Raw genomic sequence first — 13,848 nt, forward strand, 5'->3', positions numbered from 1 at the left:
CAAGAGTACTTGCTATGAGCATGTCCGTTCGCGGAATTTCATTCCCTCATCGTCATGACCGTTCGCTAATCAACGGGAGTAGGGGGAGGGTTGCCTCCCCCTACCCCTCACACAGCGCAAGGTGGCCCCTTAAACCGGACCAGCCTCATCGCACCTTCGCTTGGCACGCTCGGCGCGGACCATGTCGTCCAGGCCGGCGGCAACGTCGCGCTGCCGCTCCTCGTCGGAGTGCTGGTAGATCAGCGCGGCCTTCTCGGAGGACTGACCGGCGCGGACCATCGTGTCCTTGAGGGTGGCCCCGGAACGGGTCGAGAGCGTGTGTCCGGTGTGACGAAGGTCGTAGAAGCGGAAGTCGTCGGGGAGACCGGCGGCGGTTCGGGCACGGCGCCACTTCCGTCCGAAGGAGGTACGACGGAACGGCGCCCCCTTCTCGCCGACGAAGACCAGGCCGTCAGGTCCCTTCTCGGCGAACCACGCGAGGTGCTGCCTCAGCTCCTTGCGGAGGAAGGCCGGGAGTACGACGGGCCGGGCGCCCGCGTCGGACTTGGTCGGGCCGGGAGCGCGCTTGCCGTTGGTCCGCTCCGGCTCGGCGCGGCGGATACGGATGACGAGGTTGTCGGCGTCGACGTCCCGGCGGCGGAGGCCGGCCAGTTCTTCCGGGCGCATCGGGCCGTATGCGCCGAGGTAGACCATGAGCCGCCAGCGGATACCGATCGCGTCGGCGAGGGCGTCGACCTGGGCGACGGTGGCAATGCGCCGCTCGGTGGCGGACTCCTTGCCCGCCCCCTTGATCCGGCACGGGTTGCGGCTGATCAAGTCGTCGTCGACGGCCGTCTCAAGGATGCCCTTGAGGAGCCGGTACGCCTTGGCAACGGTGGTCTTGGCCTTGGTGGTGCGCAGGCGTTCCGCCCGCCACTCACGGACGCGGGGAGCGGTGATCTCGTCCAGGTCGAGTTCCGCGAACGTCGGCAGGATGTGGAGCCGTAGAAGGTGCTTGTACAGGTCTTCCGTGCGAACGGCCAGCTCCCGTTCCTCGACCCACTTCTCTGCGTAGACCCGGAAGTTGACCGCGCCCGCATCAGGAGCGCGCCAGTCCCCGCGGCTGAGGTCTGCCTCTACCTGGGACAGCCAGACTTCGGCGTCCTTCTTGGTCTGGAAGGTCTCCTCTGCTCGGACGCGCTCGCCGTTCGGGCCGAGGTAGGACGCCGTCCAGCGGCCGGAACGGTACTGCCTGACCGCGCCGAAGCGACGGCGTCGACCCTTCTTGTTGCCCACTACGCAGCCCTCCGGAAAGCGGCGCGACGGACCCTGACGGGCTCCACCGTGCGGGCCCTAATGAACTCCTCCACGGCACTCTCGGGGATGCGTACGTGACGGCCGACCTTCACGTACCGGATGCGCCGCTCCTCGATCAGCCGCCGGGGGAAGCGAGCGGTCGTGCCGAGCAGTTCGGCGACCTGGTCCACGGACAGGTAGCGGTCGTTCATGCTGCGAGATCCCCTTCCGTACTGGTCGCGGTTGCGCGAGAGGTGGAGAGCCAGGCTTCTGCGGTGGTCAGTCCGGTCCCGGCGAAGCGCCAGTGGGAGAGGACGAGGACGGTGTCCGGGTCGGGCAAGGGGTGGCCCGCTTCGGCCGCGCGGGCGCGGGCAAGGGCTTCGTTGTGGTCGGCGCGTTCCTGGCGGAGGGCGCCGAGGGTGACGGAGTAGGTGCGGGACTTGGTGGAGAAGTGGCCGCGGAAGCCGAGCATGTGGGCCCACTTGCGCAGGCGCAGCGCTTCGAGTTCGGGGAGCGCGCCGAGGTGCCAGCAGGTGAGGATCATCCGGCGAGCGTGGTCGGTGACGCCGGAGCCGATCAGGTCGGTGATCGGGTTGCGGACGGGACGGTCGAGGGTGCCGGCCGTCTCGGCGCCCTTGGTGGCGTACTTGGCGATGTAGGCGGCGACGGCCCGGCTGGACAGTTCCGAGGTGCCCGCGAAGTCCGCCGAGCGGATGGGGCGGATGTCGAGCTGGTCGCCGAAGCGGAAGGCGTAGGCGCGGCCGTCGATGACCGGGCCGGGTGTCTCGGCGAGGCGGGCGGCCGAGCGGATCGCGTCGGTGAGGAGTTCGGTCGTCGCCCAGGCCGGCGGGTCGTCCTCCGCGCCTCCCGGACCGTCGAGGCGGATGACCGCGTGGAAGTGGACGGCGCCGCGCCGCTGGTACTCGGCGACCTTGGCGTACGACACCCTGACGCAATCACGCGACGCGGAGCGGGTGAGGCCCGCGCGGGTGGCGATCTGCTGGCGGAGGTAGGTGGTGAAGCGGCCCCAGAGGGCACCGGCGTGCGCGTTCCAGAGGACGGCCGCCCGGTAGTCGTAGCGCTCCGGGTCGAGCGGCGTGCCCAGCGTGGGGTCGTCCTCGGTGTGTGTACGCCCGCAGCGGCACCGGCCGCCGGCCGGGCGGTTGTGGACCGGGCCGAACGATGGCGCGGTGAAGGTAGCGAAGACGCGGGGGTGCCGGGCGACCACCGGGCCGATGCCCTTGCCACCGCTCAGCCCGGCCGTGACGAGGTGGAAGGTGTCTTTGCGGTACGTCTCCGCGCAGGTGGCGCACCGGGTGGCGCGACGGTTGTTGCAGCGGATGAGGAGCTGTCCGGCCGGAAGGTCGCGGTCGGTGATCTCCCGGACGATCTCACCGGTGGCCGCGTGGACGTCGAGTCGGTGACCTTCCATTCGTACGGGCCGCTCGCAGCCACCCAGGCGCTGGATCTGCCGGGCATAGGAGCCGAGGTCGCCGTGCCGGGCGAGGGTGGCCAGGTGACGGATGGCTCCGAGGGGAGCCGGTGGGCGCATGTGCAGGTTCCTCCTTGTGGTGCGGGTGTTGCCTGGCCTGACTGTCTAGGGGCCTAGACAGTCAGGGCAGAAGAAAGGAGTTGTTGGTTCAGCGGCGGGTGAGGAGAGAGCGGAGAACGACGGCGCACACGGCGACCGATGTGGCGGTCACGGTGACGGCGAGCAGCGTGGAGACGAGGACGGCACCCACGACCAGGACCACGGCGGTGCCGCCGCCGACGAGGGCGAGCACCGTGCCGGGCGTCAACTGGATGGTCGGGCGGGCCGGCGCCGGAGGAGCGGGCGTCGACGGCTTGGCCGGAGTGACTGCGGTCGGCTCCATGACAGTGGCGGGCGTGGCGACCGGGACGGTCGGTTGCGGCATGGTGGGGATCTTCGGCCGGATCATGAGCAGGGCTCCTTACGGGTCACTTGAGGAGGGAGTCGATGACGGGGGCCAGCAGGCTGTCGGTCAGCAGGTAGCCGCCGAGGAGGAGTACGGCGACGAGCCACCAGGGCGGGCGGATGAGCTTGACGCCCAGGACTGCGACGCAGAGCAGGGCGAGCCAGAGTGGGACGCGCATGCGGTGATCTCCTGTCAGGCCGAGCAGCGGTGGGTGCGGGCGGCGAGTTCGGCGGCGGCGCGGGAGTCGTACTCGGCCGAGAAGTCGCAGCGGGGTGCGGTGCAGGCGGCCAGGTGGCGATGCCTGCCGCGGTCGATGTAGGAGGCGACGTTCACGGGGCCGATACGGCGGACGTTGCGGAAGCGGCGGTTCATGGCGGTGCTCCTCTCACAGGTGGGCGGCGACGGAGGCGGTCATGGACGGGGGAAGGCCGAGCCGGGCGCGGACGGCGTCGGGGTCGGCGGGGCGGCCGGTGGTCGAGCGCTGTTCGTCGGCCAGTGCCCGGGCGCGCTGGATGAGGGCGGGCGGGAGCGCGACGGCGGGACCGGGCGGAGGTGGAGCCGGGACGGCTTCCGGTTCGGCGGGGGCTGGATCGGGGGTTGGCGCCGGCAGTTCCTCCGACCCCTGAACGTCGATGGCAGCCGGAGCGGGGTCCTGTTCCTCGTGCGGGGCAGCCATCGGCGAGTCTGGGAGCCCCGGGGATTCCTGGCCGTGCGGTGTGTGGGCCAGCAGAGTGCCGCCGAAGAAGGCGATGGCAGGCCAGCCCGCGACCACCACGCGGAGCAAGGCGGGAACGTGGTCCAGGTCGAGGAGTCCGGCGGTGGCGACGTTGGCGCCGAGGGAGGCGGCAAGGGCCACCAGGAACCACAGCCGGGGACTGCCCGCCGCCTGCCCCGTTCGCTGCAACTGGCGCATTCGGCGCCAGGAGGCGACCAGCAACAGGTCGACGCTGACGGGATAGGCCCACGCCTTCCATCCGCCCTGTCCGGCCGCTGCGGCGAGGTCGTGCAAGTGGGAGAAGGACAGGGCGCCCGCGATGACGGCCTGGACGACGACGGCGTCCACGCGGGCCAGGTGGGCACGCATCGGCTCCGGTTCCTTCCTGTTTCGGGCATGCGAGGGGTAGGGACATGGCGCGAGGCGGTCACGCCGGCCGTAGGGAAGGGAGGGGGCTACTCGGTCACCGGGCGCGCGGTGGGCGTGGCGCCGGTCGAGGAGGACGGCCCGGCCGAGGCGACGGCGATGGCGGGCCGGAAGCGGTCGAGCCGGGGCAGTTCAGGGACCAGAGCCGAGGTGTCGCGGCAGACGGCCGCCGCATCTTCGAGCGAGAGAAGAGGAGAGCGGACGCGGGACCATCCGCCGGACGAGTCGCCGACGACCGCGACGCCGGGCCGGTCGGCCGGAACGGACGTGGCGGCCAGTGCTGCTTCGGGAGAGATGTCGGCCAGGGCCATGTTCGCCGACGCTTCGTCGTTGACGCGGTGGCAGACGCGGCCGGTCAGTTGGGCACGCAGCATGGTGGCGCCCTTGCCGAGTTCCGAACCGAAGCGCTGCCCGCAGACTTCGAGGTAGATGCCGGCCGCGCGACCGAGCTGGGCGAGGCGGATGAGCTTGGTGACCATCGCGTCCCGCCGCTTCTCGTCATCCCTGTTCGCGGCGAGGAAGAGTTCCGCCACCTCGTCAACGACCAGCACTACCGGGACTGGCCGCACGGCCTCCGGCAGCCCCCACACGTCCGAGGTGAGAACAGCATCCGGATCGGCACCGCTGAGACCGATCAGCCGAAACCGGTCCTCCATCTCTTCCAGCAGCACGTCGAGGAGGTCGTTCGCCCGATCCGGGTCGTCAGCCAGCGCTGACAACCGAGGTGCGAAGGGCGCCAGTTCGACACCCCATTTGCAGTCGATCCCGACGAGGACGACCCGTTGCCGGGCCAGGCCGCACAACAAGTTGCGCAGGTAGACGGACTTTCCGGACTGCGTGGCACCGAGGATCAGTTCATGCGGCACGGTGCGAAAGTCGCGTACGTGCCAGTCGCCGTCCTCTCGCAGCGCCAGCGGCAGGCGAAGCGGCTCGGCCGCAGCCTGACGCCGGGCGGGCCGCACATCGGCGAGCACGTCCCACCCGACCAGCCGCAGTTCGAGCCAGCCCGGTTTCGTGGGGCGTACGTGGACGGCGTGGGCGCCCCAGGCATGGCGCAGTCGGTCGGCCGAGGCGGTGAAGTCCTCGGGCGCCTGCCCGGTCGCCATGCGCAGCCGCATGACGAGACCGGATGCGTTGGGCCGGGGGAAAGACCGCCGAGGCGGGACGGGTGCCGCCTGCCGTCCGACCACCCGGGCCGTGGCGATCCGAACGGCGGAAGCCGGGACCGTCAGACCGCACGCGTCCATCGTCGCCCGGTACGACAGCAGCACCCGCAACGCGACGACCGGATACCCGACCAGCCACCAGAACACCACCGGAATCCGCCGACGGACCACCAGCAGCGCGACCACGAGGAGCAGGACCAGCAGCACCCAGGCGAGGTCAGTCATGGCGATCAACCCTGTGCCGCAATCGGGGCGTTGACCATGACCGCGTCGGCCCGGTAGGCGATGCCGTGACGGCTACGCCCGCCGAACTCGCTCTCCCACGGCCGGGCGACCAGGCCCGACAGGATGACCGGCGCGCCCATGACCAGGCCGTCTCCGATCCCCTCTTCGGGGATGGTCACCTTAATCATGTCCGAGCCGCCGGCCGCGATGAACACCAGCTCCAGCGTCATGAGCCGCTGGTTGGTCACCGGGTCCATGGCGACCTCGCCGGTCTGACGGTCCCTGACCTTGACCTCAGGGAGCTTGGTGACGAGCAGCGTCGCGGCGGAGGTGTCTACGGGGATCACACGCACTGTCAGTACCTCACGGAGTCTTCGGGCGCCCTGAGATCGGCGCCGAGCAACTTGGATAGCCCCCTAGACAGCAGCGGGGGCAACCACCCCCAACTGTCTAGGGGGGTTGACAGTGAAGGTAGCCGACAGCCCATCAACTGTCCAGGGGGGTATACGGTGTGGCCGCGAAACCGCGCGAAAGGGCTACCGAATGGCCCAGTGGAGGACGGTCGCGTCGTCGTGCGCCTTACCTCGCGGCCAGCGCCGGCCGTCGGGGTCGCTCTTCTCGGTCTCTCGGACACCGCGGATCAGTTCGTCCGGACCGGAGCAAGCGAGCACCTCCAAGTACTGCGCCCAGTCGGCGAGTTGGAAGCGATCGACGAGCCGAGTTGCACCGTCGCTCAAAAGCGTCACGGTGGACAGCGAGTCAAGTGGCACCGTGCCGGTCAGCGCGTGTTCGGCCGCCCGCGGGTCGGGGCCGGCGATCCAGAAGCCGCCCGGCCGGTTGCGCAGGCCCGTCAAAGCCTCCCGATAGTCGGCGAGCGCGGCGGAGTGCTCGGGCGAGCCGGTGGGCAGCGCGTCGACCGGCCCGCGCAGTCGCTTGCCGACTTCGTCCAGGCGCCGGTCGGTGACGACGGTCGTACCGCCATCGTTCTCCTCCAGGAGCAAGGAGGAATCGCCGAGGACCAGGTACTCCAGCCTTTCCCCGTTGATCCGTGCGGCGACGACCGTACTGGTGGGACTGGCCCGGTACGTCAGGTCACAGCTGTCGCTGTGCAGCGAGCGGACGCGGTCGATCGAGTCGGCCAGGCACTCGGCGAGCGGACGGGTGGGGGACCCGGCGATGGCTTGGAGCAGCAGGCCGCCCAGCATCCCGGAGAACCAGGCGACACCGTGTGTGCACCCGGTCTCGGCACCGCCGACGCCGGCGCCATCGAGGAGCACGGCCGCGCCGGGAGTGGCGGCGGTGAAATCCTCGTTCTCTCGTTCCGGGTCGGCGGGGAGCGTGGCGAGGTCGACCCTCACGCCGCCGTCTCCTCGTCGTGCCGGTACAAGGGGCAGAGCAGTTCCACGGACTGCGGTTCGCTGGTCTCGGGGTCGTACTCGACACCCACCAGGGTGGAGAACCGGCGGTCGCCGACCTGGCCCCACATCACGTTCAGGTCGTTGGCGAGGAGTTGCACGACACCGAGGGAGCCTTGCGTGTGGATACCGGCGATCGCGAGCAGCGAGCCGTTGCCGTCCGGTCGCGGCAGCCGGCCGAGGTAGCCGACGTCGTACGGCCGGGCCGGGTCGCTGTCCTGCCCCGAGCGGTGCATGGTGCCGGTCTGCCGGTCCACCACGGTCCAGGGCCCGTCTTCCGCACGCTCCCACTGGAGAACCGGGTCCTGGGCGTAGGTGTCCCACATGGCCTGGGACATGCGGGGGCCGCAGACCACGATCAGGCCGTCCCGGTTGAGGTCGATCTCGCCGGTCACCGGCACATGCTCCGAGGCGACGTCGAGCCCGTACGACCGCGCCAGGTCTTCCAGCCGCTTGCCGGAACTGACGTCGTCCACGGCGACGACGGTCCGGCCGCGTTCGTCGTCCCGCCGCAGCGGTGTGGCGACGGTGACGGCGCCCCGGCCGAGGAAGGCCCCTTCCGGCGCTGGGCCGGTGTGCCGGATCTGGTGGATCCGCCCGCGGCTCAGGCCGGCCTTCGCGGCGATCTGCGCGTACGACAACCCTTGGGCGTGCAGGTCCTGAACCACTCGGCGACGAAGGCGGGCCAGCTCGGTCACCTCTTGCTGCGCGTCCGCCAAGCGAGTCGTCACCTCGCGCAACAGCAGGTACGGATCATCGATCGTCATGATCCGTTGGAGCTCGTCCGACATGACCTCACCTCCTAGCAGTACCCAGGAGTCTAGGGCCCTAGACGGAATGGGAGGCAGCCGCCGCCCGGTACGCACGCCGATGACGTAGAAGCGTGATCTCCTCCGGGGGACACCTCTCGGGCTCACACCTCACCGCCGACTACGCGAACCCGCGATCGCACCGCTTTCTGTGCACTCATACGCTCGCCCGCACCAGATCGGCCCAGACGAAGCGCCCGTCAGGCAAGATCGTGTAGCCCCAGTTCTTCGCCAGGGCATCGATCAGCCGTAGCCCACGACCTCCCTCTTCACGACTGGTGACGGGGCACAGGTGAGGCACGCGATCGCCGCCCTGGTCGACCACCTTGATGCGCACGAGATCGTCGCCGAGGCCGACGACCACCAAGAACCACCCACCAGGCATGCCACTCCTCGTATGCCGCAGGGCGTTGGTCGCCAGCTCGCTCACGACCAGGACGGCGTCTTCGACCGGGCCACGCTCCGCGAGCAGGGAGGCGACGAAGTGACGGGCATTGGACACCTCTGCCGGCAGGCCGGGAAAGACACGGCACCACTTGGTAAGCATGGGGGAACCTCTCCGTTCGTCTAGGGGGCTAGACAGCGTGACGGCAGAGTATTCCTAGCAGCAAGCAGCATTCTAGGCATGCTGAGGAATTATTCCCCTAAGGGATGAGGGTGTCCCCCAGGTCACGGAACTCCTTCATCACCCGCAACAGCAGCTCGCGCACCTCATGACCGAAGACGGCAGCGCACTCGAAGCGCTCGAAGGTCTCCTCGTAGGCGGCCACTTCAGCAGCGTCAGTGGACACCCGTTCGTTGTCGAAGGTCTCGATCACGACCGCCCGCCGGTCGCACAAGGTGAAGCCGTGCCTCGGCAGCACCGGCACCGGCCGGCGCCAGGGAATCACCCCGAGCCGTACCGTGCTCAGACTCTCCACCGCCAGCAACCGGTCGAACTGCGCCAGCATCAGCGCCGGACTTCCCGGCCAGGTCCGCAAGACGGCCTCGGTGACCACGAACACCGACTCCCGCCCCGGCTCGTACAACACACTCTGCCGATCCACACGGGCAGCGACGGCCCGGCCGACAGTCTCGGGTGTCGAGCACGGGGCGCTCTGGAAGACGTGCCGGGCGTACTCGGCGCTCTGCAACATGGCCGGCAGAACGACGCACTGGAACGAGCGGACCGACTGAGCGGACCGCACCTCTTCGTCAACAGTCGTGCCCTCGGCGACGTCAACAGCGGTCGGCTCGTCGTCCTCGGCGGCAACGACGCCGGCCAGCAGCTCCCGCACCTCACGAGAGACAGACTCATCCACGCCGAGGGCGCCCAGGAGCCGGTCGAGCACATCCCGGCTCGGCACCATGCGCCCGGTCTCGATCTTGGACACGGTCGGCTGACCTACGCCGGCCCGTTGCGCCAGCACGGCACCCGTCAGACCCGACTCTCCACGAAGCACACGAAGACGCGCACCCAGCGCCTTCATCCGCTCCCGCCGCTCACTCCCCATGTCCAGGGTTCTACACCACGAGCCAGCAGGCACTGGTACGACCAGACCCAGCGACCACCAGCCGAGCGTGATTCAAACTTTCTCTACTGGTTCAAGGCGGCTCGCTCCGCTCCCCGCGCGCGGCCCGGCCCCCGGCCGGGCCTGCGCTCCTGTCTCCGCCCCGCTCCAGCCCGGCCGGCGCCCGTGCCGCGCACAGCAATCAGCCGCTTACCGTAGAAGGGGTACGTCGTGGCTGAGGCTGTCCACAAGCCTACGATCACTCGCGCAAAAGCAGCGTCACCCCAAAGCCGCTCCGTGCCGACCTCAAGCGCCCTCACTTCCGCTTGTATTCTTCATTGGCCGCCGCATTAGAAATCTGAGTGCGCACATCTTTCAGGATGACCAACACGCGGTCTCTGATATCCACCCAATCCGCGAGCGAGACATATTCCTCCCTTCCGTGAGCAATATCATTGCGATGGCGCAGCAATCGTTTGTCGATAATGGATCTGTAGATCTCATGTCGACTCGCGTCGCAGCCAATGGAATGCATAATGTCGGCAAAGACGTCGAAATATAGGTTCGACCTCGTTCTAATCATTGCCGAGTTGTACGGAATATTAGCGGGTAGGGCATCGGCGCTCCTGAGAAGCTCGACAATCTCAGTATGCGCCAAGGAACTCTTTGAAGCCTCGCCGCGACCTAGTTTTGACCTAAGGGCAACCGCGGCTATTTCAGACCTCAATTGGCCAACTTTTAGGCCTTTCCTGCTCACGTACTCAAGATACGCACGAGCACCCTCTTTTACGTATCCTTCCCAATGCGCGTAAACAAGCGCTACGCCGCCGCGGAGGACCCCTGGTAGTTGATGCGATCTACACGAGGAGGCAACTTGCTCCCAGAGTTGCATCTCATGTGTGCGCCATTTCAAGTCTTCCGTCAGAACGGATTCAAGGTTCTCGATCGTCCGAATCGAGGCCATCGCTAATCCACACTGAAAATGCGATTACCTACGAGTGGCATCATTGGTACGCGAGAAGTGGCGCGAACTCCTGCCCCCGAATATTTTCTGAACTGATCGTCCTTCCAGAGTTCAGATACTGCACTCCTCAGACGATCCGCCTGTTCGTCGACTCGAAGATTCTTCCAGTCATCGAGGTGACCCGCCACTCCGAGGGTAATAGCCTCGAAGGCCGATACGCTGAAAGCGCCAGACGGCTTCTCGCGACGAACGTCGTACCGCCGGAAGACATCCGGCCCCAGTGACGAAAGAACGCCGAACACGCCCTCGAAGATCACTTGTTGCTGCGCCGTGTCGAAATCGCCGGATGTAGCCATGTCCAAAATTTGATCTGACAGGAATGTATCCATGTCGGAAAATCTGTTCAGCTCGGATGGTGTTGCATTCTTTAGGACGAAGAAGCGCGTCGCAAGCTCTAGATCATACTGCTCAGAAATCTGCCTATCCGTCAAAGGTACACAATCGGCAAACGGCCCCTCGGTACGGAGTCGATCTAGCCAAACATAGAATTCGGCGTTAGTCATCAGTAGCTGAGCAGTTCGAACTTCCTGCGGTGAAGTCGGAACGCCGCCACTATTCAACCTGTCGAACAATTCGTACTTTACTCGTTCGTCGGATTCGCGCAGCAGAATCCGGAAATCCAGGCGAGCCCGTTTGAAATGGATCTTAAGCTCGGGAGAGAACCTAGGCTCCTCTCCTGAGTAGCTCATCCCCTCCAATGAAGGCAAATACTTGGTCCGGGTGAGTTTGCTCGGCGGAAGGGTAGCGCCTGTTGCCTCATCGCGCAATTCTCCCATAAATGACAGGATCGTGGAAAGTCGCTGCAGACCATCAACAACTTCCCAAACACCATCCTCGCGCTGGGCGACGAAAATGGTGGGAAGCGGGATGTCAAGCAGAATGGACTCGATCAGTCGCGATTGCTTCTCGATAGGCCAGCGGAACAGGCGCTGATACTCTGGCCTGATTTGGATTTCCTTGTCTCGGTAGAGATTCACCACCTCTCCGATCGACATGGTATATCCGTCAGATCGGATATTTTGACGGCTGGTCTCTACTTCCTCAAGAATCCCCACAGGCTATCCTTTACATTCACTTTTCTGGCGATGCAGGAGCCAGACTATCCTCTCTGCTCAGACGATGATGGGGCAACCGTCAACGGGCAGGTAGCGAGATACAGCAACCACCACGACCGCGGCCAAGGACCCCCGTTGGCTGGCTGCCGAAGGTGACGGGGTGCCAGCTACATGCCAGATCGCGCGGGGAACTACGGGGACCACTGGACACCAAATCGGCAGCCAGCTACGCACCAACGCACCTTCGGGCGCAGGGCAACCCAGCGACTGGCCCTCGCGAACCCGAACTTCCCAAGCTGTGAGGGCTTCGGCATCGTGGTCACGGGCCGGCCGTCGTGGCTTGCTGTGGTCGACGCCAATGGCAGCGTGGCTGAGGCGTGTGGGGGTGTAGCGAGGCACACGCGTGCGTGGGCGGTCAGCGCACCCGCCGTCATGGCTGACTGTCGTCGGCTGAGGTTCAGACCGGGCCACCGAGGGCGCCGGCCGTCAGTCGAGCGAGCTCCTGCACCGGGTGAAGCTGGGCCGTCCCTGGGCCGTCCGAGGTCGCTCGACAGCGGCCAAGGATGACCACCAGGCGCACGAGCCCACCGCCCTGACCAGCAAAAACCCAGCTCACCAAGATCCCCGACAAGACCCGGGGCAAGAAGACATCTCAGGTTGGGCTGCGTGGCGGACCCGGCAAGTTGTCCCACGCATGACCGCATCCGCCAGCGCAGTGCAGCGAGCACCAGTACGCGCAGGACCTTGCCATGCTCCGTGTCCAATTCGCGCTCTACCTACATGCTCCGTCCAACCGCACTCTGAGCCATAGAGGAGCGTCACGACCGTAGGGGGAGGTATGGCGAAGCGTCGAAGGCCGCAGCCCAGGGACAGCCGCGGCCGATTCACCAAGACCGGCATGCCGGTCTGGCTGGGCGTCGTGGTGGTCGTCGTCCTGCTGTACGCCTACGCCCGCTAGCCCGACGAGGCGCAGACGGACCAAGACTCGCACCACAACCGCACCAGATCGAGCGGGGAACAGCGGGGAATCACGGTGAAACCAGCCGGGTTCGACGAGACCGCATCGTGGCCGTTCGCCTAGGTCAGCGCCCGAATCAGCTCCAAACGATCGCAGCTTCCCAAGCTGAGAGCGCGAGTTCGATTCTCGTCACCCGCTCTTTTGGAGCCCTAGGTCAGCGACCTGGGGCTTGTTCATTGAGGGGCCGATGCTGCGTGGGCGGGCACAAGCCCCTTGTAGAAGCGGGCTCTTGACCGCCGGGGCCCTGTGTCAGAGCGGGAGGTCGTCGGGGAGTACCCGGAACGCCTTGTAACGGCCCAGCGGGCGTACGGCCCGGAAGTCTCGTCGGTCGAGGGTGAGAATCGCGTCCGTGTCGTAGTCGGCGGCAAGCGCCACGTTCACCGCGTCGGCGAGGTCGAGGTCCAGCGCGCGGTAACGGACACGGACGGACTGGGCTGCGCCCAGGTGGTCCTCCGTGATCTCCGGCAGGACGACACGACCCCGGCTCATCCAGCGCCGCAGGTCGTCGACAGCGCTGAGTGCGGCCTTCCTGCCGAGCTCACGCGTCGCCACGTGATCCAGTTCGGCCAGCAGGAGCGGGGACATGACCAGCAGGCCCGCCGCCATGATGGCCTCGTTCGCTGCCCGGTGTTCCGGGTGAGCCGAGTCCAGAGCTGCCAGAAGGCCGGACGTATCGGCGATGACGATGATCACGCGGCGGATCCGGAGCCCGAGCCGGTCTCACGCCGGACAGCCTCAGCGACCGTGTCGCGGACTTCCGACTTGGGCAGCGTGCGCCCCGGCCCCTCGAAGGTGCGCGAGAACAGCGGCTCGTCCCAGACCCGGTTCGCCATGGCTGCCAGGTGGATGCCCTGGCGGATGATCTCGGCCTCGCTTATACCTCGGCGCTTGGCGGCCTCCTTGATGATCGCCAGGTCCTCGGGGTCCGCGTAGACGTTCGTGCGCTTCATGGACATGTACCAAGAGTAGTCCATGTACCGGGTTGATGTATCTGGAGGACCTCCCCATGTCGTGTTGCTGAGGACCAGCCGAGTCGACCTCACACGCCCCCTTTCGGGTGCCAGACTGTGGCTGGGGAGAGGGGTATGTCATGGGGTTCGGTTTCCGTGTCGGTGTGCCCGGGATGAGTGTGCGGGTGTCCACTCGAGGAGTGCGCACCTCGATCGGGCCCCGTGCGGCGAGGCTCAGCGTGGGCAGTGGCGGCGCCAGGATGTCGACCGGACTCGGCCCCTTCTACGCGTCGAGTTCCCTCGGCGGCAATCGACGGCGCACCAGTACGCGGCGTGCGACACG

17 protein-coding genes are annotated in these 13,848 nt (G+C 67.0%); all 17 read right to left on the bottom strand.

Features of this window, described 5'->3' with window-relative positions; translation table 11 throughout:
* Positions 1 to 129: 129 nt before the first annotated feature.
* Positions 130 to 1,275, bottom strand: a complete 1,146-nt coding sequence (locus tag IF37_RS0100795) for a tyrosine-type recombinase/integrase (RefSeq protein ID WP_030734388.1) — start codon at positions 1,273 to 1,275, stop codon at positions 130 to 132.
* Entirely contained in the window at positions 1,275 to 1,487 is a 213-nt protein-coding gene (locus IF37_RS0100800; protein ID WP_030734392.1) for an excisionase family DNA-binding protein, read from the bottom strand. Before IF37_RS0100800 ends, IF37_RS0100795 begins: the two co-directional genes overlap by 1 nt.
* Positions 1,484 to 2,827: a replication initiator gene (locus IF37_RS0100805; RefSeq protein ID WP_030734395.1), complete on the bottom strand. Its 1,344-nt coding sequence runs from the start codon at positions 2,825 to 2,827 to the stop codon at positions 1,484 to 1,486. The genes IF37_RS0100800 and IF37_RS0100805 overlap by 4 nt, the downstream gene beginning before the upstream one ends.
* 88 nt (positions 2,828 to 2,915) lie before the next feature.
* Positions 2,916 to 3,215: a hypothetical protein gene (locus IF37_RS0100810; protein WP_030734398.1), complete on the bottom strand. Its 300-nt coding sequence runs from the start codon at positions 3,213 to 3,215 to the stop codon at positions 2,916 to 2,918.
* Positions 3,216 to 3,234: 19 nt separating this feature from the next.
* Positions 3,235 to 3,390 carry a hypothetical protein gene (locus IF37_RS43275; RefSeq protein WP_106980647.1) on the bottom strand — a complete coding sequence of 52 codons (156 nt, stop codon included), beginning with the start codon at positions 3,388 to 3,390 and terminating at the stop codon, positions 3,235 to 3,237.
* A gap of 14 nt (positions 3,391 to 3,404) precedes the next feature.
* Positions 3,405 to 3,584, bottom strand: a complete 180-nt coding sequence (locus IF37_RS0100820; protein ID WP_030734401.1) for a mobile element transfer protein — start codon at positions 3,582 to 3,584, stop codon at positions 3,405 to 3,407.
* Between the two features lie 13 nt (positions 3,585 to 3,597).
* Positions 3,598 to 4,296, bottom strand: a complete 699-nt coding sequence (locus tag IF37_RS0100825) for a DUF2637 domain-containing protein (protein ID WP_030734403.1) — start codon at positions 4,294 to 4,296, stop codon at positions 3,598 to 3,600.
* An 86-nt stretch (positions 4,297 to 4,382) separates the two neighbouring features.
* Positions 4,383 to 5,744, bottom strand: coding sequence for an FtsK/SpoIIIE domain-containing protein (locus IF37_RS0100830; protein ID WP_030734406.1), 1,362 nt, complete (start codon positions 5,742 to 5,744; stop codon positions 4,383 to 4,385).
* A gap of 5 nt (positions 5,745 to 5,749) precedes the next feature.
* Positions 5,750 to 6,097: a hypothetical protein gene (locus IF37_RS0100835; protein ID WP_030734408.1), complete on the bottom strand. Its 348-nt coding sequence runs from the start codon at positions 6,095 to 6,097 to the stop codon at positions 5,750 to 5,752.
* 183 nt (positions 6,098 to 6,280) lie between these two features.
* The gene (locus IF37_RS0100840) at positions 6,281 to 7,102 is read right to left on the bottom strand and encodes an integrase (protein ID WP_030734412.1); all 822 of its coding nucleotides are present in this window, start codon (positions 7,100 to 7,102) and stop codon (positions 6,281 to 6,283) included.
* Positions 7,099 to 7,950, bottom strand: a complete 852-nt coding sequence (locus IF37_RS0100845) for an RNA polymerase subunit sigma-24 (RefSeq protein ID WP_030734414.1) — start codon at positions 7,948 to 7,950, stop codon at positions 7,099 to 7,101. Before IF37_RS0100845 ends, IF37_RS0100840 begins: the two co-directional genes overlap by 4 nt.
* A gap of 175 nt (positions 7,951 to 8,125) precedes the next feature.
* A complete protein-coding gene (locus tag IF37_RS0100850; protein WP_030734418.1) occupies positions 8,126 to 8,515 on the bottom strand; it encodes an ATP-binding protein in 390 nt (129 codons plus the stop codon).
* 97 nt (positions 8,516 to 8,612) lie between these two features.
* A complete protein-coding gene (locus IF37_RS0100855) occupies positions 8,613 to 9,461 on the bottom strand; it encodes a helix-turn-helix transcriptional regulator (RefSeq protein WP_079165478.1) in 849 nt (282 codons plus the stop codon).
* Positions 9,462 to 9,774: 313 nt separating this feature from the next.
* A complete protein-coding gene (locus IF37_RS44240; protein WP_158727260.1) occupies positions 9,775 to 10,422 on the bottom strand; it encodes an MAE_28990/MAE_18760 family HEPN-like nuclease in 648 nt (215 codons plus the stop codon).
* A gap of 2 nt (positions 10,423 to 10,424) precedes the next feature.
* Positions 10,425 to 11,537 carry a DUF262 domain-containing protein gene (locus IF37_RS41345; protein ID WP_158727261.1) on the bottom strand — a complete coding sequence of 371 codons (1,113 nt, stop codon included), beginning with the start codon at positions 11,535 to 11,537 and terminating at the stop codon, positions 10,425 to 10,427.
* Positions 11,538 to 12,804: 1,267 nt separating this feature from the next.
* On the bottom strand, positions 12,805 to 13,248 hold the full coding sequence (locus tag IF37_RS0100865) for a PIN domain-containing protein (protein ID WP_030734423.1): 444 nt from the start codon (positions 13,246 to 13,248) through the stop codon (positions 12,805 to 12,807).
* Positions 13,245 to 13,511 (bottom strand): CopG family transcriptional regulator, encoded by a 267-nt coding sequence (locus tag IF37_RS0100870; RefSeq protein ID WP_030734427.1) that lies wholly within the window; start codon positions 13,509 to 13,511, stop codon positions 13,245 to 13,247. The genes IF37_RS0100865 and IF37_RS0100870 overlap by 4 nt, the downstream gene beginning before the upstream one ends.
* Positions 13,512 to 13,848: the final 337 nt, after the last annotated feature.

The sequence above is a fragment of the Streptomyces sp. NRRL S-31 genome, from assembly GCF_000718775.1.
GTDB lineage: Bacteria > Actinomycetota > Actinomycetes > Streptomycetales > Streptomycetaceae > Streptomyces.

Excerpts from the sequence above, each read along its gene's own strand:
- IF37_RS43275 (WP_106980647.1), bottom strand. The coding sequence starts at position 3,390 with ATGCGCGTCCCACTCTGGCTCGCCCTGCTCTGCGTCGCAGTCCTGGGC.
- IF37_RS0100820 (WP_030734401.1), bottom strand. The coding sequence starts at position 3,584 with ATGAACCGCCGCTTCCGCAACGTCCGCCGTATCGGCCCCGTGAACGTC.
- IF37_RS0100805 (WP_030734395.1), bottom strand. The coding sequence starts at position 2,827 with ATGCGCCCACCGGCTCCCCTCGGAGCCATCCGTCACCTGGCCACCCTC.
- IF37_RS0100845 (WP_030734414.1), bottom strand. The coding sequence starts at position 7,950 with ATGTCGGACGAGCTCCAACGGATCATGACGATCGATGATCCGTACCTG.
- IF37_RS0100825 (WP_030734403.1), bottom strand. The coding sequence starts at position 4,296 with ATGCGTGCCCACCTGGCCCGCGTGGACGCCGTCGTCGTCCAGGCCGTC.
- IF37_RS0100810 (WP_030734398.1), bottom strand. The coding sequence starts at position 3,215 with ATGATCCGGCCGAAGATCCCCACCATGCCGCAACCGACCGTCCCGGTC.
- IF37_RS0100830 (WP_030734406.1), bottom strand. The coding sequence starts at position 5,744 with ATGACTGACCTCGCCTGGGTGCTGCTGGTCCTGCTCCTCGTGGTCGCG.
- IF37_RS0100870 (WP_030734427.1), bottom strand. The coding sequence starts at position 13,511 with ATGTCCATGAAGCGCACGAACGTCTACGCGGACCCCGAGGACCTGGCG.
- IF37_RS44240 (WP_158727260.1), bottom strand. The coding sequence starts at position 10,422 with ATGGCCTCGATTCGGACGATCGAGAACCTTGAATCCGTTCTGACGGAA.
- IF37_RS0100800 (WP_030734392.1), bottom strand. The coding sequence starts at position 1,487 with ATGAACGACCGCTACCTGTCCGTGGACCAGGTCGCCGAACTGCTCGGC.
- IF37_RS0100855 (WP_079165478.1), bottom strand. The coding sequence starts at position 9,461 with ATGGGGAGTGAGCGGCGGGAGCGGATGAAGGCGCTGGGTGCGCGTCTT.
- IF37_RS0100850 (WP_030734418.1), bottom strand. The coding sequence starts at position 8,515 with ATGCTTACCAAGTGGTGCCGTGTCTTTCCCGGCCTGCCGGCAGAGGTG.